Source organism: Sphingomonas astaxanthinifaciens DSM 22298, assembly GCF_000711715.1.
GTDB lineage: Bacteria > Pseudomonadota > Alphaproteobacteria > Sphingomonadales > Sphingomonadaceae > Sphingomicrobium > Sphingomicrobium astaxanthinifaciens_A.
The window spans coordinates 66,438-85,024 of the sequence record NZ_JONN01000002.1; the positions used below are offsets into that span (position 1 = coordinate 66,438).

20 protein-coding genes are annotated in these 18,587 nt (G+C 68.4%); 8 read left to right on the forward strand and 12 right to left on the reverse strand.

Going from position 1 to position 18,587, the window contains the following annotated elements:
* The first annotated feature begins 45 nt into the window (after positions 1-45).
* Positions 46-1,155: a glycosyltransferase gene (locus BS69_RS0111345; protein ID WP_037504844.1), complete on the forward strand. Its 1,110-nt coding sequence runs from the start codon at positions 46-48 to the stop codon at positions 1,153-1,155.
* Here the strand turns inward: BS69_RS0111345 and BS69_RS0111350 are convergent.
* From BS69_RS0111350 to BS69_RS0111380, 7 genes are all read right to left on the reverse strand, one after another.
* Complete coding sequence (locus BS69_RS0111350) at positions 1,138-2,358, reverse strand: glycosyltransferase (protein WP_029942069.1); 1,221 nt, start codon at positions 2,356-2,358, stop codon at positions 1,138-1,140. The two genes, BS69_RS0111345 and BS69_RS0111350, sit on opposite strands and share 18 nt — an antisense overlap.
* Entirely contained in the window at positions 2,355-3,857 is a 1,503-nt protein-coding gene (locus BS69_RS0111355; protein ID WP_051676776.1) for an O-antigen translocase, read from the reverse strand. Before BS69_RS0111355 ends, BS69_RS0111350 begins: the two co-directional genes overlap by 4 nt.
* An 11-nt stretch (positions 3,858-3,868) precedes the next feature.
* Positions 3,869-4,426 (reverse strand): GNAT family N-acetyltransferase, encoded by a 558-nt coding sequence (locus tag BS69_RS0111360; RefSeq protein WP_029942071.1) that lies wholly within the window; start codon positions 4,424-4,426, stop codon positions 3,869-3,871.
* Positions 4,410-5,519 carry a DegT/DnrJ/EryC1/StrS family aminotransferase gene (locus BS69_RS0111365; protein ID WP_029942072.1) on the reverse strand — a complete coding sequence of 370 codons (1,110 nt, stop codon included), beginning with the start codon at positions 5,517-5,519 and terminating at the stop codon, positions 4,410-4,412. Before BS69_RS0111365 ends, BS69_RS0111360 begins: the two co-directional genes overlap by 17 nt.
* Positions 5,516-5,947: a sugar 3,4-ketoisomerase gene (locus BS69_RS0111370; RefSeq protein ID WP_281169710.1), complete on the reverse strand. Its 432-nt coding sequence runs from the start codon at positions 5,945-5,947 to the stop codon at positions 5,516-5,518. The genes BS69_RS0111365 and BS69_RS0111370 overlap by 4 nt, the downstream gene beginning before the upstream one ends.
* 71 nt (positions 5,948-6,018) lie before the next feature.
* Positions 6,019-7,011, reverse strand: coding sequence for an NAD-dependent epimerase/dehydratase family protein (locus tag BS69_RS0111375; protein ID WP_029942074.1), 993 nt, complete (start codon positions 7,009-7,011; stop codon positions 6,019-6,021).
* Between the two features lie 11 nt (positions 7,012-7,022).
* Positions 7,023-8,339, reverse strand: coding sequence for a UDP-glucose dehydrogenase family protein (locus BS69_RS0111380; RefSeq protein WP_029942075.1), 1,317 nt, complete (start codon positions 8,337-8,339; stop codon positions 7,023-7,025).
* Positions 8,340-8,443: 104 nt separating this feature from the next.
* On the opposite strand from BS69_RS0111380, the gene asnB reads away from it, so the two are divergent.
* Positions 8,444-10,411, forward strand: a complete 1,968-nt coding sequence (asnB, locus tag BS69_RS0111385) for an asparagine synthase (glutamine-hydrolyzing) (protein WP_029942076.1) — start codon at positions 8,444-8,446, stop codon at positions 10,409-10,411.
* On the opposite strand, the gene BS69_RS0111390 is transcribed toward asnB, so the two are convergent.
* From BS69_RS0111390 to surE, 3 genes are read right to left on the reverse strand one after another with little or no spacing between them, the layout of a single operon-like run.
* On the reverse strand, positions 10,408-12,072 hold the full coding sequence (locus BS69_RS0111390; protein WP_084184606.1) for an ABC transporter ATP-binding protein: 1,665 nt from the start codon (positions 12,070-12,072) through the stop codon (positions 10,408-10,410). The genes asnB and BS69_RS0111390 overlap by 4 nt on opposite strands.
* Positions 12,069-12,404 carry a hypothetical protein gene (locus tag BS69_RS0111395; RefSeq protein WP_029942078.1) on the reverse strand — a complete coding sequence of 112 codons (336 nt, stop codon included), beginning with the start codon at positions 12,402-12,404 and terminating at the stop codon, positions 12,069-12,071. Before BS69_RS0111395 ends, BS69_RS0111390 begins: the two co-directional genes overlap by 4 nt.
* Positions 12,401-13,171: a 5'/3'-nucleotidase SurE gene (gene surE / locus BS69_RS0111400; RefSeq protein WP_029942079.1), complete on the reverse strand. Its 771-nt coding sequence runs from the start codon at positions 13,169-13,171 to the stop codon at positions 12,401-12,403. Before surE ends, BS69_RS0111395 begins: the two co-directional genes overlap by 4 nt.
* A 286-nt stretch (positions 13,172-13,457) precedes the next feature.
* Here surE and dksA point away from each other — a divergent pair, with 286 nt between their 5' ends.
* Positions 13,458-13,919 carry an RNA polymerase-binding protein DksA gene (gene dksA / locus BS69_RS0111405; RefSeq protein ID WP_029942080.1) on the forward strand — a complete coding sequence of 154 codons (462 nt, stop codon included), beginning with the start codon at positions 13,458-13,460 and terminating at the stop codon, positions 13,917-13,919.
* Positions 13,920-13,968: 49 nt separating this feature from the next.
* Here the strand turns inward: dksA and BS69_RS14040 are convergent, their stop codons facing one another.
* Complete coding sequence (locus BS69_RS14040) at positions 13,969-14,133, reverse strand: YdcH family protein (RefSeq protein WP_084184608.1); 165 nt, start codon at positions 14,131-14,133, stop codon at positions 13,969-13,971.
* Between the two features lie 152 nt (positions 14,134-14,285).
* Here BS69_RS14040 and BS69_RS0111415 point away from each other — a divergent pair, with 152 nt between their 5' ends.
* From BS69_RS0111415 to BS69_RS0111435, 5 genes are all read left to right on the forward strand, one after another.
* Complete coding sequence (locus BS69_RS0111415) at positions 14,286-14,483, forward strand: DUF465 domain-containing protein (protein ID WP_029942081.1); 198 nt, start codon at positions 14,286-14,288, stop codon at positions 14,481-14,483.
* Positions 14,484-14,581: 98 nt separating this feature from the next.
* Entirely contained in the window at positions 14,582-15,073 is a 492-nt protein-coding gene (locus tag BS69_RS0111420) for a DUF1465 family protein (RefSeq protein ID WP_037504845.1), read from the forward strand.
* A 17-nt stretch (positions 15,074-15,090) separates the two neighbouring features.
* The gene (locus tag BS69_RS0111425; protein ID WP_084184610.1) at positions 15,091-16,236 is read left to right on the forward strand and encodes an iron-containing alcohol dehydrogenase; all 1,146 of its coding nucleotides are present in this window, start codon (positions 15,091-15,093) and stop codon (positions 16,234-16,236) included.
* The gene (locus tag BS69_RS0111430) at positions 16,233-16,667 is read left to right on the forward strand and encodes an acyl-CoA thioesterase (RefSeq protein WP_029942084.1); all 435 of its coding nucleotides are present in this window, start codon (positions 16,233-16,235) and stop codon (positions 16,665-16,667) included. Before BS69_RS0111425 ends, BS69_RS0111430 begins: the two co-directional genes overlap by 4 nt.
* Before the next feature lie 16 nt (positions 16,668-16,683).
* Positions 16,684-17,571 (forward strand): SirB1 family protein, encoded by an 888-nt coding sequence (locus BS69_RS0111435; protein WP_156957017.1) that lies wholly within the window; start codon positions 16,684-16,686, stop codon positions 17,569-17,571.
* A 6-nt stretch (positions 17,572-17,577) separates the two neighbouring features.
* Here BS69_RS0111435 and BS69_RS0111440 read toward each other — a convergent pair whose 3' ends face one another.
* Positions 17,578-18,531 carry an NAD(P)H-dependent flavin oxidoreductase gene (locus BS69_RS0111440; protein ID WP_029942086.1) on the reverse strand — a complete coding sequence of 318 codons (954 nt, stop codon included), beginning with the start codon at positions 18,529-18,531 and terminating at the stop codon, positions 17,578-17,580.
* Positions 18,532-18,587: the final 56 nt, after the last annotated feature.

Consider the following 18,587-nt stretch of genomic DNA (forward strand, 5'->3'; position numbering starts at 1 on the left):
CCAGTCCTGTCTTGCCCGTCCGCGCCGCGCTGCTAGGCCGAAGAGGTGAGCGCTCCTTCTTCCGACACGTCCCGGCGGCTGGCCCTGCTCGTCCCCGACCTTCGCGGCGGCGGGGCCGAGCGGGTCTCGCTCAACCTCGCCAATTCCTTCGCCGAGCGTGGTCACCCGGTCGACCTCGTCCTCCAGCGGGCCGAGGGCGAGCTTTTGCCATTGCTCCGGCCCGAGGTGCGGGTGATCGACCTTGCCGCGCCGCGCGTGCGCTCGGTGCCGCAGGCGCTTGCCCGCTATTTTCGGCGCGAGCGGCCGGCTGGCCTGCTCGCCTTCATGTGGCCGTTGACCGTGGCCGCGGTCGCGGGCCGCGCGCTAGCCCGGACACCGACCCGGCTAGTACTCACCGATCATTCCACGCTTTCACAGCAATATGGCCGCCCACTCACGCGGGCGAGCATCCGGCTGTCGGCACGCTGGGCCTACCCACGAGCCGAGGCGCGGACCTTCGTTTCGGACGGATCGGCTGACGACTTCGCCGCTTTGACCGGCCTGCCGCGTTCCTCGCTCGAGGTGATCATCAATCCGGTCGACCTGCCCCCGCTGCCGCTGGTCGCGGGCCCCGAGGCGGTCGCCGCGTGGAAGGGCACCGGCAAGCGTATCCTCACGGTCGGCAGCCTCAAAACCGAGAAGGACCATGACCTCCTGCTCAGGGCCTTTGCCCGGCTGGCAGGCGAAGCATCGCTGGCGATCGTCGGTGAGGGTGCCTGTCGCGGCGCGCTAGAGCGGCGCGCCGAGGAGCTCGGGATCGCCGAGCGGGTGAGTTTCCCGGGCTTCTACCGCGATCCCTGGTCCTTCTTCGCCTCGGCCGACCTGTTCGTCCTCAGTAGTCGGTTCGAAGGGCTTCCGCTGGTGTTGGTCGAGGCGCTCCACGCCGGACTTCCGATCGTCAGCACCGACTGCCGCAGCGGCCCGCGCGAAATCCTCGGCGGCGGCGAATTTGGCACGCTGGTGCCGGTCGGCGACGAGGACGCGCTGGTTGCAGCGATCGAGAGCCGTCTGGCTGCGAAGTTCGATGCGGAGCGACAGGTCGAGCGCGCGGCCGACTACGCGGGCGCGGCGTCGATCCGGCGCTTCGAGCAGCTGCTGCTAGGAAGCGCCGCCTGAGCGGGCCAGTGCACGCAGCCGGCGGGCGAGCCTGATCCCCGCGCTGCGCGTCGCCAGCCGGTAGAGCGCCGCCGCTACTCGCTTGCGCAAAGGTGAGGCATTTTCCCCCGTGCGCGCCCCAAGCGCCTCGAGCGCCGCTAGGAAATGGTCGGTCGAAAAGCGCCGCGCGGCCGCCCGCGAGGCTTCCGACAAGGCGGCGCGGCCATCCTCGCCAAGCGCGGCGAAGCGGGCGATCATCTCGCCGAGCTCATGGGCGGGGAGGTCGGTGCGCCGCTCGCCAACATTGCCGAAGGGCAGGTCGTGCAAATAGCCATGGCTCGTGCTCGCGCTGCTCTCGGTCGCGACGATGGTGGGCACGCCGAGCATCGCGGCCTCGAGCGCCGCCGTCCCCATGCCGACAAAAAGGTCGTAGCCCGCCACGGTGGCGGCAAAATTCTCGTAGGGAAGAAGCCCGAGCAGCCTGACCCGGTCGCTCCTCGATGCGGCGATCAGCCCTTCGAGTTCGCCCTTGAGCGGGCCATCGCCGTAAATGTCCCAGCGAGCGTCGATCCCCTGCGCGGCCAGATCGCGCACGATGCCCGGGATCGCGAGGACAAAGGCCTTGAAGTCGACCAGCCGCCCGACGCTGACCAGCCGGAGGGCAGGGCGTGTGCTTGCGCTCCATTGCGCGGGCTGCTCGGCGATGGGGAGGGGAAGAATCGCCGAACCCTGGCCGACCCCGAGCACGCGGCCATGCTCGTCGCGCGCTTCTTCGTTCATAAAGAAGAGGCGTTCGTCGCCAACCGCGCGGGCGACCAGCCGATTGAGGGCGATCCGGTCCTTTCGGCTCCCGGTCATAAAATAAGCGCGCGGATGGAAGACGCCGCTGAGGTGCGTGGGTGCGAGAGCGGCCCCAGCGCGCGTTTCGATGTCGAGTGCGAGCGCGGCGGAGATCGGGTCGAAGCTCAGGATCGTGGCCGGGCCATTAGCCTCCAGCCAGGCCGCAGCAGAGTCGATCGCCTTGCTTTCGTCGGCATAATCGAGGCGTTCGACGCCCGGGTCGAGGCGGTCGAGCAGGGGGCCGCCCGAGGTGCAGACGGCGACACGGGTCCCGCGGCCTGTGACGACATTCGCCAGCCGGACGATCAGCGTCTCGATCCCGCCCGTGTCCATTCGCCCGTAGACCATGAGCAGGCCCCCGGCGGTCTGCGGCGCGGGGCTCACGAACGGGTCCCGAGGAAGGGCAGCCGGATCCCGGTCTTGCGGGAGAGCTCGCGCAGCGTGAACAGACCCGAAGCGGCGGCGGCGGCGAGGCCGAGCCCGAACACCAGCCACTGGCTGAAGGTCGCCGCGACCTGAAGCAGGCCAATCACTGCCGCGGAGACGAGCAGAATGAGCATGTTCTCGCGCGAGATGGCGATGCCGTAATCGCGCCGGCAGACCCACTGCAACGCGATCGCATAAGCGAGAAAGGCGAGGGAATAGGCGAGGCCGACGCCGCGCATACCGAAGCTCGAAACCGCGACGTAGCTGCCAGCGAGATACACTGTAGCGTAGAGGATCTCGGTCGCGAAGAACGCCCTCCGGTTGCCGTTGGCGAGGAGCACGAACCCCAGCGCCCAGCTCGGCACCTTAAGCACGTCACCGAACAGCTGCCAGCGAAGGAGCTCGGTGCCTGGGAGGAATTGCGACGAATAGAGGATACGCATGACGAAGGGCGCGAAGGCGATAAGACCGAGGATCAGCGGCACCGCCAGCAGGAGCGCGCTGTGGAGCTGTTGATTGACGATGCGGTTCTGCTCGGAATGCAGGCCCGCCTCGGCGCTGAGCCGCGGGAAGTAGTCACTCGCCATCGCGCTGAGGACGAGGGCGATATTCATGGTTGTGAGCGTGATCACTGCCTGAAACTGCCCCGCCGCCTCAAGCCCGCCGTCGCGCACCACAAAGGCACGAACCGCCGCCAGCACCGATAGGTTGATGAGGCCCGTCACCATCATCACCGCGCCGAGCCGAAGCAGCGAGTCCCACCGTGCCAGCAATTGCGCGCGGTCGACCCTGACGGCGGGCAGGTCGCGAGGGGCATATAGGAGACCGACCAGCACTGCGGCCAAGGGAACGGCGACGACGGCGACGACGAGGCCGATCTCGCCCCACCAATAAGCCGCCGGGATGGCGAGCAGGGTTGCGAGCAAAGGGCTTCCGATACGGATGATTCCGAGCGCCCGGATCCGCTGAAGGCCTTGGAGCACGCCCTGTTGGGCGAAGGCGATCGCACCAAAGGTCACCGCGAGCCCCGACAGTCCGACCAGCAGCGCGAGCCCTTGGTCGCCCGCGACGAGCCTCGCAATGGGCGCGCGCAGCAGCCACAGCACTAGCCCACCAAGTATCGCCGCGGGCATCGTGGCGAGCCACAGCGCACGACGCACCTCGGCCCTTTCGGCGGGACCGGGCGAGGCCGCGATGTCGCGGGTAACCGAATGGCACAATCCGAGCCCGGCAAGGTTGGTCCCAATTCCGCTAATGTTGTTGAGGAGGCCGATGACCCCGATTCCTGCCGGCCCCGCAATCAGGGCCAACGCCTTGGTGCGAACGATCCCGACCACGATGGAGGCTAGCGTGGCCGAGCCGATGATCGACGTGCTGGCGAGGATCTTCCGGTAGGAATGGCGATCGGTCGGGTCGGGCTCGGCCGGCGCGCGATAAGCTTCGTCAGTCGCGGGCATGGACGGGTCGCTTAGGCATCCCAGACGACCCGGACGCCTGCGGGCAGGCGCGAGGCATAATGCGGCATTGTCCGCTCAAGCGCTGGCCGGTGGATCTCGTAATGATAGTCCTGCTCGGTCTCGGCCGTGCGCGTCGCGCCCCAGCGCTCATGATATTGCCACACCTTGGTATTGGCCTTGCGCACGTCGAAATAGGCGCCCTCGAAGCCGCAGGCGAGGCCGAACCCGTAGATCATCACGGTGCTTTCGACCGCGCTCGAGGGCGGGGCGCCGCCGGCCAGGATCCACGAACCCCAGCAGAAGAGGTCACCACGCGGGTCATAAACCCGGACGGTGCCCACCGGCGTGCCGTCCATCGTCTTGATGAGAAAATAGACCTGGCTCTCGTCGGACTGCATGGAGCGAAGCCAGCTTTTCTGCGCCTCGAGATCGGGCGCGGTGGCGGAGAGATGCTGGTTCTTTCGCTCGTCGAGGCGGAGCGACAGGATGAACTCGGCGTCCTCCTCGGTGACCGGCTCGAACTTCAGCCGCTTTCCTTCGACCCGGGCGGGCTTACGCAACTGCGCCATGATCCACTCTCCTCACCGCTTCGATGACGCGCGCCGCCTCTTGCTCGATGAGCTGCGGGCCGATGGGCAGGCTCAGTACCTCCTCGGCGAGGCGCTCGGCGACCGGCAGCCGCGCCGTCGCCACCGCCTGGTCGGCATAGGCCTGCTGGCGGTGCGGCGGGATCGGATAGTGGATCAGGGTCTGGACTCCGCCGTCGGCGAGCTGCTGCTGGAGGCGATCGCGCTTGGGCGTCGTCACCACGAACAAATGCCAGGCTGGATCGGCGAAGTCGGGAACGACGGGCAGGATGAGCCGCTCGGTCGGAAGTTCGGCGAGATAGCGCCGGGCGATGGCCGCGCGGCGCGCGTTCCAGGCGTCGAGGTGGCGCAGCTTCACTCCCAGCACCGCCGCCTGGAGCGGGTCGAGCCGGCTGTTCGTGCCTCGAACCTCGTTCACATATTTGCGCGACGAACCGTAATTGCCGAGCCGGCGGATGGCGGCGGCGAGCTCGGGGTCGTTGGTGGTGACCGCGCCCCCGTCGCCGAGCGCGCCGAGATTCTTGCCGGGATAGAAGCTCCAGCAGACCGCATCGCCATGCGCGCCGACCCGCTGGCCCTTGTAGCGCGCGCCATGCGCCTGCGCGGCGTCCTCGATCAGCCGCAGGCCATGCTTGCGGGCGAGGGCCAGCAGCGGATCGAGGTCGGCGGACTGGCCGTAGAGGTGGGTCGGCATGATCGCCCGGGTCGCCGGGGTGATCGCCTGCTCGACCAGCGCGGGGTCGAGATTGTGGGTGAGCGGATCGGGCTCGACCGGGACCACCGTCGCTCCGACCGCGGTGACCGCCAGCCAGTTGGCGATGTAGGTGTTGCTGGCGACGATCACCTCGTCCCCATCGCCGATCTCGCAGGCGCGCAGCGACAGTTCGAGCGCGTCGAGACCGTTGCCGACACCGACGCAGTGGCGCGCGCCGCAATAGGCCGCGAAATCCTCCTCGAAGCGCTCGCATTCGCCGCCGCCGATATACCATCCGCTGTCGAGCACCCGTGCCATCGCCTCGTCGATCTCCGCGCGAAGTTCGGCGGTCGCCGCGCCAAGGTCGAGGAACGGGATCATGCGCGGGCCCGGCTCAGTTCGAGAAAGGCGTCGTAATCGCGGATATAGTCATTCTCGTCATAGACGTCGTCGGCAAGCACGAGGAGCACGCAGTTGTCGGAGAAATCCTCCATCTCGTGCCAGACCATCGGCGGCAGGGTCAGCGCGAGATCGGGTCGGTCCAGGATAACGGTCGTCCGCGCCTTGCCGTCATCGAGTACCATCCGGCAGCTGCCCGCGACCGCAATCGCCACCTGCTGAAGCCGGTGATGGGCGTGAAATCCCCGCCGGACCCCGGGCTTGGTATCGAACACGGTATAGACGCGTTTGATGTCGAAGGGGACGGCCTGTCCGACCTCGACCGGAATAAGCAAGCCGCGCTCGTCTCCTCGGACATCGAGCGGAATGACCCGGCACGCACCGGGAAGGTCTTGAGAACGAATGGACACCGGGTTCCTCTAGGGACAAGCAGCCCGAAGGCAACGCTCAACGAGCTCAAGCGAGCCCAAGGCTTCGCTTTTCAGCGTTGTCGCCAGCCTTCGAACCAGTCGACGAAGCGCGGGATGCCGGTGTCGAGCGTGGTGCGGGGGGCAAAGCCGGTATCGCGGGCGAGGTCGTCGATGTCGGCATAAGTGTCGACCATGTCGCCCGGCTGGAGCGGGGCGAATTCGACGACCGCCTCGCGGCCCGTCGCCTGTTCGATTACAGCGACCAGTCGCCGCAATTCCTCGGAGCGGTGGTTGCCAATATTGTAGAGGGCGTGGGGGCCGTGGCTCCCGCCGGGCTTGGCCGAGCCGTCGGCGGCGGGTGGGCGGTCGAGCGCCAGCAGCACCCCTGCGACGATATCGTCGACGAAGGTGAAGTCGCGCTTCATCCGCCCCTCGTTGAACAGGCGGATCGGCCGGCCTGCGAGGATTGCGTCGGTGAACAGCCAGACCGCCATGTCGGGGCGGCCCCACGGCCCGTAAACGGTGAAGAAGCGCAGCCCGGTCTGGGGAATGGCGAAGAGATGGGCGTAGCTTTCGCTCATCAGTTCGTCAGCGCGCTTGGTTGCGGCGTAGAGCGAGAGCGGGCGGTCGGCGCGCTGGTCGAGCGACATCGGCAGGGTGGTGCCGCCGCCATAGACCGAGGAAGAGGAAGCGTAGACGAGGTGACGGACCTCGAGCGCCCGCGCCAGTTCGAGGATGTTGGCATGGCCGACGAGATTGGAGCGAATGTAGTCGGCCGGATGGCTGAAGCTGTAGCGCACCCCGGCCTGCGCGCCGAGGTGGACGATCCGGTCCACGTTCGCTGCGGCGACCGCGCCACGTAGCGCCTCCATGTCGGCAAGGTCGGCCTGCCGGAACGCGAAGCCGTCGAAGCGCGCCAGCTCGGCCAGCCGGGCCTGCTTCAGCGCCGGATCATAATAAGCGTTGAGATTGTCGATTCCGACGACCTCTTCGCCGCGGGCCAGCAGGGCCAGTGCGGTGTGCATGCCGATGAAGCCCGCACAGCCCGTGACGAGGATTGCCATCGAAAGAGGTCCTAGCGGGAAAGGTCACCGCGGCCGATGCCGCGATAGCGCAGCCCGGCCCGCTCGGCCTCGGCCGGCTCGTAGACGTTGCGCAGGTCGACCAGATTGTTGCCGCGCATGACCGAGGCCAGTCGCTTGAGGTCGAGGCCGCGGAATTCGTCCCATTCGGTGACGAGGACCAAGGCATCGGCGCCTTCGGCCGCGGCATAGGCGTCCGCGGCGAAGCTGATTCCGGGGAGCATCGGCTCGGCCTGCTCGCGCCCCACGGGATCGAAGGCCGCGACGCTGGCGCCGCCCTCCTGCAACCGCCGGATCAGCGACAGGCTCGGCGCGTCGCGCATGTCGTCGGTGTTGGGCTTGAAGGTGAGGCCGAGGACGGCGACCTTCTTGTCCTTGAGGTCACCGCCAAGCTCTTCGGCAACCCGGTCGGCCATGGCCGACTTGCGCTGGTCGTTGACCGCCACCACCGCCGAGACGATCTGCATCGGAACGCCTTCCCCCTCGGCGGTCTGGAGCAGGGCCAGCGTGTCTTTGGGGAAGCAGCTTCCGCCATAGCCCGGGCCGGCGTGGAGGAACTTCGGACCGATGCGGTTGTCGAGGCCGATCCCGCGGCTCACTTCCTGGACATCGGCGCCCACCGCTTCGCACAAGTCGGCGACCTCGTTGATGAAGCTGATCTTGGTCGCGAGGAAGGCGTTCGCCGCATATTTGATCAGCTCGGCGGTGCGCCGGCCGGTGAACAGGATCGGCGCCTTGTTGAGGAACAGCGGACGATAGACTTCGCGCAGCACCTCGCGGGCGGTCTCGTCCTCGGCCCCGACGACGATCCGGTCGGGGATCTTGAAGTCGCGGATGGCGGCGCCTTCGCGCAGGAACTCGGGGTTGGAAGCGACGCTGGTGCCCTCGGGCGCGTTGTTTTCCTTGAGGATCCGCGCAATCTCGTCGCCGGTGCCGACGGGGACGGTCGACTTGGTGACCACCACCGCCGGGCGGGTCAGCGCGCCGGCAATCTCCTTGGCGGCAGCATAGACGTAGCTCAGATCGGCGTGGCCGTCGCCGCGCCGCGCCGGCGTGCCGACCGCGATGAACACCGCATCGGCGTCGCGAATGCCCTCGGCGAGGTCGGTGGTGAACTTCAGCCGGCCGCGGCTCGCATTGTGCGACACCAGCGCCTCGAGCCCGGGCTCCCAGATTGGCATCCGGCCGGCGAGTAGGCCGTCGATCTTGCCCTCGTCCTTGTCGACGCAGGTGACGTCATGGCCGAAATCGGCAAAGCAGGCCCCGGACACCAGGCCGACATAGCCGGTGCCGATCATGCAGATGCGCATCAATTGTTTTCCGTCCGTTCGTGGGGAGCGGGCGCTTTAGCCAGCGGCGAGTTCCTTGGCTAGCCGTGCTTCCCTGCGGCCGGTCGGCGCGTTAGAGGCGCGGCATGTGTGGCATTGCAGGAATATTCGGCCGCAAGGGCGGAGACGAGGACCTGCTTCGGCAGATGAGTGACGCGCTGCATCATCGCGGCCCCGACGCCGGCGGCGTGTGGAGCGATGGCGAGGCGGGGATCGGGCTGTCGCACCGCCGCCTCGCGATCGTCGACCTGACGCCGGGCGGGGCGCAGCCGATGACGTCGGACAGCGGCCGCTTCGTTCTCTGCTTCAACGGCGAGATCTACAATCACCGCCAGCTTCGGGCCGAGCTCGAGGGCGTCGGCGCGGCGCCCGCAGGCGGCTGGCGGGGCCATAGCGACACCGAGACCCTGCTCGAAGGGATCGCCCAATGGGGGCTCGAGGCGATGCTCGCCCGCGCGGTCGGCATGTTCGCCTTCGCGCTGTGGGACCGGCAGCAACGCCGGCTGTTCCTCGTCCGCGACCGCTTCGGCGAGAAGCCGCTCTACTACGGCTGGATCGGCCGCGACCTCGTCTTCGCGTCCGAGCTCAAGGCGCTGCGCCGGATGCCCGGCTTCGCCGCCGAGATCGACCGCGAGGCTGTCGCGGCGCTGGCCGCGCGGACATACATCCCGGCTCCGCTTTCCATCTATCGCGGCATCTTCAAGCTTCCGCCCGCGACCATCCTGTCGGTCGAAGCCGGGGCAGACCCGTTGACCGCGCCGCCGCGGACGGGCGAGGCGGGGCGAGGCCTTCGGCTCTCGTCCTACTGGTCCTATCGCGACGTGGTCGCCGAGGGGCTGGCTGACCCCATCACCGATCGCGAGGAAGCGATCGACACGGTCGAGGAAGCGCTGCGCCAGGCGATCTCCGACCAGGCGGTGGCCGACGTGCCGGTCGGCGCCTTTCTTTCGGGCGGGTTCGACAGCTCGACCGTCACCGCGCTCTACCAGCAGGTGTCGGGCGCCAGGGTGAAGACCTATTCGATCGGCTTCACCGAGGCCGGCTTCGACGAGGCGCCCCATGCCCGCGCGGTCGCCGCGCACCTCGGGACCGAGCATCACGAAATGTACGTGAGCCCGGCCGAGGCGCAGGCAGTGCTGCCGAATCTCGCCACCATCTACGACGAGCCTTTCGCCGACAGTTCGCAGATCCCGACCTATCTCGTCAGCCGCTTCGCCCGCAGCGACGTCACGGTCGCGCTGACCGGCGACGGCGGGGACGAACTGTTCGGCGGCTACAACCGCCACATCATCGGCCCCGAGCTGTGGCGCCGGCTGGCGCCGATCCCGAGCGGCGTGCGCGCGCTCGGCCGGCCGCTCGGCCACCTGCCGCAGCGCTGGTTCGAATTGCTCGTTCGCAGCGGCCCCAAGGGCAGCGGCGCGGCGCGGATTGCCAAGGGCCTCAAGGTGGCCACCACCGCCAGCGGGCCGCAGGACATCTACGCCTCGTTCATCGACGAATGGGCGTTCGAGGCCAATCCGGTGCTGGGCGCCGCCGCCCCGCGAACCGAGGGCCTGGCGCTCGCCGGTGCGAGCCCGGCCGAGCTGATGATGCTCGGCGACGCGCTCGGCTATCTGCCCGACGACATCCTGTGCAAGGTCAACCGGGCCTCGATGGCGGTCAGCCTCGAGACCCGCGTCCCCTTCCTCGACCATCGCCTCGCGGCGGTCGCGGCGCGGGTGCCCCTGGCGATGAAGATCGCCGACGGGCGCGGCAAGCTGCCGATCCGCGCGATCCTCGACCGTCATGTGCCGCGCGCGCTGACCGACCGGCCCAAGGCGGGCTTCGGTATCCCGGTCGGCGAATGGATGCGCGGGCCGCTCCGGGCCTGGGCCGACGACTTGCTGTCCGAGGACCGCCTGCGCCGCGAAGGGCTGTTCAACGTCAAGGCGGTCCGCCGCCGCTATCTCGCCCACCAGGCCGGAACCCGCGACAGCACGTCAGCGCTGTGGCCTATCCTGATGTTCGAAAGCTGGCGCGACGCGCAGAAGGACACGCTCGGCGCCGCCGCCTAGGCCGGGACCAGCGCCCCGCGCTCGATCCGGAGCACCCGGTCGCAGCCCGCCAGCATCGCGGGGCGATGCGCGATCAGCAGGATGGTGGTGCCGCCCGCCTGGAGCGCGTCGAGCGCGCGGAGCAGGTGCTGCTCGGTCTCGGGATCAAGCGCGCTGCTCGCCTCGTCGAGCACCAGCAAGGGGGCAGGGGCGTAGAGCGCGCGGGCGAGCGCAAGGCGCTGGCGCTGGCCTCCCGACAGCAATTGCCCACGGTCGCCGACGCGCGTCTCATAGCCGCGGGGGAGGACCATGATGAAGTCGTGAAGCCCCGCGAGCCGCGCCGCCTCGACCACCCGGACATGGTCGGGCTCGGCCACCGCAAAGGCGATGTTGCGCGCGATGCTGGCGTCGGCGAGGAAGGGGCTCTGGGGCACGTGCGCCACATTGCGCTGCCAGGCCCGCAATTGGTGAGGCGTGAGCTCGACCCCGTCGACGAACATGCGTCCGTTGGTCGGCGGCAGCAGCCCCATGACGAGATCGGCGAGCGTGCTCTTGCCGCTGCCGTTGCGCCCGGTCAGCGCGATCCGCTCGCCGGCGCGGATGACGAGGTCGAGCCGGTCGAGCACCGGGGCGTCGCGCTCGGGATAGGTGAAGCCGACCTGGTCGAGCCGAAGCTCCCGGGTGAAGGGGAGGGGGTCGGCACGCGGCTCGGCGCGAAGGTCAGGCGTGTCGATCAGCGCCGCGACCCGTGCGCTCAGCGAACGCATGGCGGCGGCATTGCCGGACGCCTGGCCGATTGCCTGGAACAGGGGCAGCAGCCGCTGTGCGCCGAGCGCCAGTGTCGCGAGTGTCGGCAGTGCCGCGACCGCGCCGCCGGGCCGGCTCGCCAGCCAGGCCGCGAGGCAGACCAGCAGCAGGAGGCCGATGCTCTCGACCAGGATCCGGGGCGTGCTGCCGATCACGGTGAGCTGGACCCGGGCGCGGGTCAGGCGCCGGTCGATGATCCGGAAATGCTCCGCCGCCGCCTCGCGCGCGTCGGCGAGGATCAGCTCGCGCAGCGCGCCGACATTCTCCTGGATGGCGGCGACGCGTTCCTCATAGCCGTCGGCGATCGCATCGCCCGCGCGCCGCAAGGCCGGGCGGATCGCCAGCCAGACGAGCGCGAAAAGGCCGCCCAGCAGCAGCGAGGCGACGGTCGCGGCGAGCGGATCGACCCACAGGAGGCCGGCGACGATGAAGGCCGCGAGCACGATCGCGGTTCCTGCGCGAAGCCACGGAAGGAGCGCGCCGAACAGCCAGGCGTCGACCAGCTCGACCGCCGCGACCGGGCCGCTCGCGCGCGCCGCGACATGGCTCAGCCAGTCCCGCGCGAGCACCCGGCGCTGGACCGCGACCAGGATCCGGTGGCCGGTGTCGAAGGCCAGGCGCTCGGTCGCGGCGAGGAGTGCGAGGCGGATGGCGCCCGCAGCGAGGATGGCGACGGCGAACAGCGCGAGCGGCCCCCCGTCAAGGCGCGCGCCGGTCGCGCCGAACCAGCCCCGAAGCAGCGACAGCAGCGCAGCGAGCGAGGCGAATTCGGCCAGCCCGCCCGCGATCGTCAGCGCCGCGAGCAGCGCCAGCCGTCGCCGCCCGTCGGGACCGGTCGCCCGGACGATCGTGGCAAGCGGGCGCGCGTCGCTCACCGGCGGCCCGCCAGCAGGCCCGGCCAGCGCCGCGCGACCAGTAGCAGCACGGTCGGCAGGATCATCGTCCCAAGAATGTCGCGCAGGCCTTCGCCAAGCTGCATGGCAAGGTCGGGCCAGCGTTCGAACCACAGGTCATAGACTTCGTTAGCAAGCTCGAGCGCGAGCACGATCAGCCACGGCGCGGGACGCGCGATCGAGCGCCGCAGGACCGCCGCGAAAAAGAGCTGCAGCAGCACGCCGACCATGACGTGAAGCGTGTCCATCGGCCAGCCGGTGGCATGCGCGACCAGCTCCTTGAAGGCGTACCAATCCTTCGGATCGAAGGTCATTGCCCCGCGAAACGCTCCGCGAGGGCGCCGAGCGAGGGCTCGTGGGTGAGGTCGAGATGCAGCGGAGTGACCGAGACATAGCCGTCGGCGACCGCCTCGAGGTCGGTCATGTGGCCCGGCGTTTCGACCGAGGGGCCGAGGCCGAACCAGTAATAATTGTAGCCGCGCGGATCGGTGCGCTGGACGATCCGGGTCCGGCCATAGTCGCGGATGCCCTGGCGAACGACCCGAACGCCCTTGACCTCGTCGGGTGCGAGGGCGGGGAAATTGACGTTGGTGAGCGTGCCCGCGGGCATGTCGGCGCCGAGCAGCTGCGCGAGCACCTTGGGCGCCCAGGCCTGCGCCGCGGCGAAGGGCACGGTGTCGCCCATGCCTTCGCGGGCATAGACCTGGCTCAGCGCGATCGCCCGCACGCCGGCGAGCGCGCCCTCCATCGCCGCGCTGACGGTGCCGCTGTAGGTGACGTCCTCGGCGAGATTGGCGCCGCGGTTGATCCCCGACAGGATCACGTCGGGGCGCTGGTCGGGCATGAGGTGGAACAGCGCCATCAGCACCGCGTCGGTCGGCGTGCCCGCGACCGCGAAATGCTTCTCGCCCAGCTTGCGCAGACGGACCGGGCGGGTGAGGGTGAGCGAATGGCCGGTCCCCGACTGCTCCTCGGACGGAGCGACGATCCACAGGTCGTCGGTGAATTGCCGCGCGACCTCCTCGAGCAGCTTGAGGCCCGGGGCGTTCACGCCGTCGTCGTTGGTGAGGAGGATGCGCATGAAAAGGGCTATGCGCAGCGCGCCGCCTTGTCGCAACCGCCGTTGCGCCATTTTGGCAACAACACAGGTGAAACCATTATTTCAGCGCTTGTTCACGCCTCCCGACGCAAGTACAGGCGCCGGCAGGGGTTGTTGGGCTTCTTCCGAGCTTAAACATCGGAAAAGCCTATGTATCGCCTCCGGACGCCCGGTTGGCCGGGTAAATGGTGGCGGGTGTGCTTTGGGTTGGTACCGGCGCGCCAGATTTGACCGGCGCGTCCTCGCCAATCCACTTGGGGAGGGGATGATGGCGACCGCATTGAGCGACGTTTACGAGACACCGGAACCATTCGACCGGATCGTTCTGCCCGAGGGTTATCGCCCAACCGAACAGGAAGAGTTCATGGGGCCGCTGCAGCGGGCCTATTTCCTTGCCAAGTTGCGGTCGTGGAAGGAAGCGATCATCGAGGAGAGCCGGGCGACCATGGCCCAGCTCCAGGTCGATACGCTGCGCGAACCCGACCTTGCCGACCGCGCCTCGAGCGAGACCGATTGGGGGATCGAGCTTCGCACCCGCGACCGCCAGCGCAAGCTGATCGCCAAGATCGACGCCGCCATTCGCCGCCTCTACGCGGGCGAATATGGCTATTGCGAAGTGACCGGTGAGCCGATCGGGATCGGCCGCCTCGAAGCCCGTCCGATCGCGACCATGACGCTCGAAGCGCAGGAGAAGCACGAGCGGATCGAGAAGATCAGCCGCGACGACTGATCCGGGTGGAAGGGATGCCGCCCCGGCCGGGCCAGGGCGGCGCCTTCTCCTAGTGGACGGTCAGGCCGAGCATCTCGTCCTTGAGACGAAGCTTTTCCTTCTTCAGTCGGTGGAGAAGGATGTCGTCGGGGTTGGGCCGCTGTTCCTCCGCATCGATCTGCGACTGGATTGCGGCGTGCTTTGATGCGAGCGCCTCGACGTATGCCTTTTCCATCGTGCGTCATTCCCTTTCGTTGGTGTGACAGCCATGTGAAGAAATCACGAAACCCGCCGTTTGTCCCGCCCTATTTGCGCCGTTGACCGCGCGATCGCGCCGACTGGCCGTGACCGGGCCGTTTCCTTCCTCTAGAACCGTCCCAGCAGCCCATGAACGACGACTTTCCCGCCGCTCGCCTTGAAGCCCTGCGTGCCGAGCACCGCCTGCTCGACGCCGACATCGCCGTGCGGGTCGCCGATCCCGAAACAGACATGCTCGAGGTCGCGCGCCTCAAGAAGCGCAAGCTGCGGCTCAAGGACGAGATCCAGCGGCTGCTCGACACGGCGATCCCGGACATCATCGCGTGACCCAGGGGGGCACGCTGTCCCTTATTGGGACCGGGCGGAGCAGGCGACTCGCGCGGGGCGTTTTCCCGGTCCCGCTGCAAGGATAAGGAGGTGGGGCAATGAGCGACGTCACGCCTTTGGGAACCGCCGGGAGCCGGATCACACCGCGGCTGGTCGAAAGCCTTTATACCGAGGCGATGCTGCTGGCCGACGAGGCGCGCACCTATTTCGATGCACAGGGCCGCGCCGAGCGCGATGGCATGGACCCCTTCGTCCGGGTCGGCTTCGCCTGCGAATCGCTCAAGGTCACGACCCGGCTGATGCACATCATCGCCTGGCTGCTCACCCAGCGTGCGGTCGAGACCGGCGAATTGACCGCGGCCTCCGGGCGCCGGCCCGAGCGGCGGCTCGGCCATGCCGGGGCGAGCGATCCGGCGGTCGTCGAGCAATTGCCGCGCGGCGCGCAGGCGCTGATCGCGTCCAGCACCGACCTTTACGAGCGCGTCCGCCGGCTCGACGAGGACCAGCTGATCGAGCAGCCGCCGGCCAGCCCGGCCCGGGCGCTGATGGGCCGGCTCGAGCGCGACCTCATCTGGAACACGCCGCGCTGACCGGCTAGTCCGCCGGAGTGACCAGCGGACCCATCCTCAATCCCGGCCCCCGGCTGCTGATCGGCAGCGGCCGAACCCCTGACCTCGCCGAGCTGCTCCCGCCCGGACCCGTGCTCCTCGTCACCGACAAGTCGGTCCGCTCGCTTGGCCTGTCGGATGCGCTGTTTGCGACTTTGTCGCGCGACCGCGACGTCATCACCTTCGATTCGGTCGAGGCGGACCCCAGCCGAGCGACCTTGCTGGCGGCGGTCGAGGCGGGACGCGACGGCGGCGCCAACGCGGTCGTCGGGTTCGGCGGTGGCAGCCCGATGGATGTCGCCAAGCTCGCGGCCTATCTGATGGGTTCGGGCGATGACCTCGACACCATCTGGGGCGTCGGCCTCGCGCGCGGCCGCCGGCTTCCGCTGGCGCTGGTGCCCACCACGGCCGGGACGGGCTCCGAGGCCACGCCGGTCGCGATCATCACCGTCGAGGGCGACGAGAAGCGCGGCGTCAACAGCCCGGTACTGATCCCAGACATCGCCGTGCTCGACGCCCAGCTCACCGTCGGCAAGCCGCGTGCGCTGACCGCAGCGACGGGGATCGACGCCATGGTCCATGCGATCGAGGCCTATACCTCGGCGCGGCTCAAGAACCCGCTCAGCGACATGCAGGCGCGCGAGGCGCTTCGCCTGCTCGGCGCCAATCTCGTTCGTGCGTGCGAGACTCCGGACGACCTCGAAGCGCGGCAGGCGATGCTGCTCGGCGCGCATCTCGCCGGTCTCGCCTTCGCCAATGCGCCGGTCGCCGGGGTCCATGCGCTCGCCTATCCGCTCGGCGGGATCCATCACCTGCCGCACGGGCTGAGCAACGCGCTGATGCTTCGGCCGGTGCTGTCCTTCAACGCCGAGGCGGCGCGCGAACCCTATGCCGAGCTCGCCGCGATCCTCGATCCCGCCGCCGGAAGCCTCGGCAGCCAGGCCGCCGCCGCGCGGCTCATCGAGCAGATGGAAGCGCTGATCCTTGTCGCCGGACTCCAGCCGCGGCTGCGCGACCACGGCATCGCCCGCGAGGAGGCGACGATGCTTGCCCGCGAGGCGATGAAGCAGCAGCGCCTGCTCATCAACAATCCCGTGCCGATCGGCGAGGACGATGCCCGCCGCCTTTACGAGGCGGCCTGGTGAGTCGTCCGGTCGCGCCGTTCCGGACGCGCTTCCGTCATTGGTGCCGGCTGACTTTGCGCTGGGCGGACAATGACGCTTACGGTCACGTCAACAATGCCATCTACTACCAGTGGTTCGACAGCGCGGTGAACACCATGCTGGTCGAGGCCAAGCTGCTCGACATCGAGGCCGGCGATCCCATCGCGCTAGTGGTGGGAACGTCTTGCAATTATTTCGCGCCCTTGTCCTTCCCGGGCGAGGTCGAGGTCGGGCTGGCGGTGGAAAAGCTGGGCCGCAGCAGCGTGCACTACGCTCTGGGAGCTTTTGCGCCCGGCAGCGAGTGTGCGGCGGCTGCGGGGACATTCACCCATGTCGCGGTCGATCGGGCGACACGCAGGCCCGTGCCATGGCCTGAGCCCTGGAAGAGCGTCTATACTTCCATAATGGTATAATTCGCCCCACCATTACTTGGTCGTCCGTGCAATAGCCGCGGCCGATATGAATATGCACTCGGTTCCAAGTAATTCTGCGTTTACTTCGAAGAAATTATTCTCGAGTTTTCTTTTTCTTCTGTTCGTTGTTGGCACAATGATGGCGGCGATCACGGCGTGGGCGTCGCTCAATCCGTCCGCGCCTCCGCCTATTCCAAGGGAGGAGCTCGACCAGTTCGACCCCGAATTGACGGGGATCTCGAGCATCGACGAACTGGTCGCGATACTCGAAGCGAAAGCGCCCGGCGCCTCCGCGGTCGAGATGCTCGACCTGGCCGATGCTCTGATCCGGCGCCGCTTCTTTCATTCCTACAGCTATTTCCGGTTCGACCAGAACTGGATTCTTAGTCTCCTGAAGCCACTTTGGAGCGACCTGGCGAGTCCGGTGCGACCCGACGACATCCTCAAGTTCCGGCGCGCCGCCTGCAGCCAGCAGTCGATCGTCCTCCAGGCCGTCGCGAGCCGTCTTGGCCTCGACTACCAGTCGATCGGCGTCAATCGGCCCGGTCACTTCCTTGCCGCGGTCCGGATCGACGGACGTTGGTGGGTCTATGACGCCGACAGAGAGATCAGGGTCCGCCGCTATCCGCTGGACGAACTCTTGGCCGGAAGCCCACGCCTCAACTCTTATTACGGCCCGGTAGTCGGCTTGCAGTTGATCGCGGCGGCCAAGGCAGGACGGATCCAGCCGCGCGATCTCAACCGCAATCCCGCACCGCAGGCGAGCATGCTGCACCTCGTCACGAACTTCGCGAGCCGCTTCGGCTGGCTGGTGCTGCTCCTGTCCTGGGCGATCCTCAGCCTCGCGGTCCGCCGACCGGCCTCGCGCGTTGACCCGCTGCTGGCGCCGGCCTTCGCGGAATAGGGTCGCTCAGCCGCAGATCCGCGCCCTGGCCGCGCAATATTCTTCCTGCCAGCGCGCGACGAGGTCGGCGGCCGGCTGCACCCGGTCGATCGCGCCAATGCCCTGGCCCGAACCCCAGATGTCCTTCCACGCCTTGGCGCCCGCGGCCCCGCCGAAGCTCATCGCCTCGGGGCTGCTCTCGGGGAGATGGTCGGGGTCGAGCCCGGCCTTCTCGATCGACGAGCGAAGGTAGTTGCCATGAACCCCGGTGAAGAGGTTCGAATAGACGATGTCCTTGGCCGAGCCCTCGACGATGCCCTGCTTGTAGTCCTCGCTGGCCCGCGCCTCGTCGGTGGCGATGAAGGGCGATCCCACATAGGCGACGTCGGCCCCCATCGCCTGCGCGGCGAGGATCGCCCCGCCATTGGCGATCGAGCCCGACAGTGCGAGCGGTCCGTCGAACCAGGCGCGGATCTCTTGGATGAGGGCAAAAGGCGACCAGCGCCCGGCATGGCCGCCGGCTCCGGCCGCGACCGCGATCAGGCCGTCGGCGCCTTTCTCGATTGCCTTGCGGGCATAGCGGTCGTCGATCACGTCGTGGAGCGTGATCCCGCCCCACGAATGGACCGCGATATTGAGTTCCTCGCGCGCGCCCAGCGAGGTGATCACGATCGGCACCTTCCACTTGGCGCAGGTCGCCATGTCCTCCTCGAAGCGGACGTTCGAGCGGTGGACGATCTGGTTGACCGCGAACGGCGCGGCGGGCTGGTCGGGATTGGCGCGGTCGTGCTCGGCCAGCGCCTCGGTGATCTCGTGCAGCCACTCGTCGAGCTGGCTTTGCGGGCGGGCATTGAGCGCGGGAAAGCTGCCGACCACGCCGGCCTTGCACTGGGCGATCACCAGGGCGGGATTGGAGACGATGAACAGGGGTGCGCCGATGACGGGCAAGCGGAGCGTGTCGAAGACGGGCGGCAGCGGCATTCTTTCCCCCAAGCGATGATTTGCACCAGCGCTAGGGCAGGGGCGGGCTGCCGCGC

What these genes read in the sequence shown, in the direction of transcription:
- BS69_RS0111380 (WP_029942075.1), bottom strand. Translation starts at nt 8,339, where the DNA reads ATGCGCATCTGCATGATCGGCACCGGCTATGTCGGCCTGGTGTCCGGG.
- dksA (WP_029942080.1), top strand. Translation starts at nt 13,458, where the DNA reads ATGGCGACCGCATTGAGCGACGTTTACGAGACACCGGAACCATTCGAC.
- BS69_RS0111365 (WP_029942072.1), bottom strand. Translation starts at nt 5,519, where the DNA reads ATGATCCCGTTCCTCGACCTTGGCGCGGCGACCGCCGAACTTCGCGCG.
- surE (WP_029942079.1), bottom strand. Translation starts at nt 13,171, where the DNA reads ATGCGCATCCTCCTCACCAACGACGACGGCGTGAACGCCCCGGGCCTC.
- BS69_RS0111420 (WP_037504845.1), top strand. Translation starts at nt 14,582, where the DNA reads ATGAGCGACGTCACGCCTTTGGGAACCGCCGGGAGCCGGATCACACCG.
- BS69_RS0111395 (WP_029942078.1), bottom strand. Translation starts at nt 12,404, where the DNA reads ATGACCTTCGATCCGAAGGATTGGTACGCCTTCAAGGAGCTGGTCGCG.
- BS69_RS0111415 (WP_029942081.1), top strand. Translation starts at nt 14,286, where the DNA reads ATGAACGACGACTTTCCCGCCGCTCGCCTTGAAGCCCTGCGTGCCGAG.
- BS69_RS0111440 (WP_029942086.1), bottom strand. Translation starts at nt 18,531, where the DNA reads ATGCCGCTGCCGCCCGTCTTCGACACGCTCCGCTTGCCCGTCATCGGC.
- BS69_RS14040 (WP_084184608.1), bottom strand. Translation starts at nt 14,133, where the DNA reads ATGGAAAAGGCATACGTCGAGGCGCTCGCATCAAAGCACGCCGCAATC.
- BS69_RS0111355 (WP_051676776.1), bottom strand. Translation starts at nt 3,857, where the DNA reads ATGCCCGCGACTGACGAAGCTTATCGCGCGCCGGCCGAGCCCGACCCG.
- BS69_RS0111360 (WP_029942071.1), bottom strand. Translation starts at nt 4,426, where the DNA reads ATGGCGCAGTTGCGTAAGCCCGCCCGGGTCGAAGGAAAGCGGCTGAAG.
- BS69_RS0111375 (WP_029942074.1), bottom strand. Translation starts at nt 7,011, where the DNA reads ATGGCAATCCTCGTCACGGGCTGTGCGGGCTTCATCGGCATGCACACC.
- asnB (WP_029942076.1), top strand. Translation starts at nt 8,444, where the DNA reads ATGTGTGGCATTGCAGGAATATTCGGCCGCAAGGGCGGAGACGAGGAC.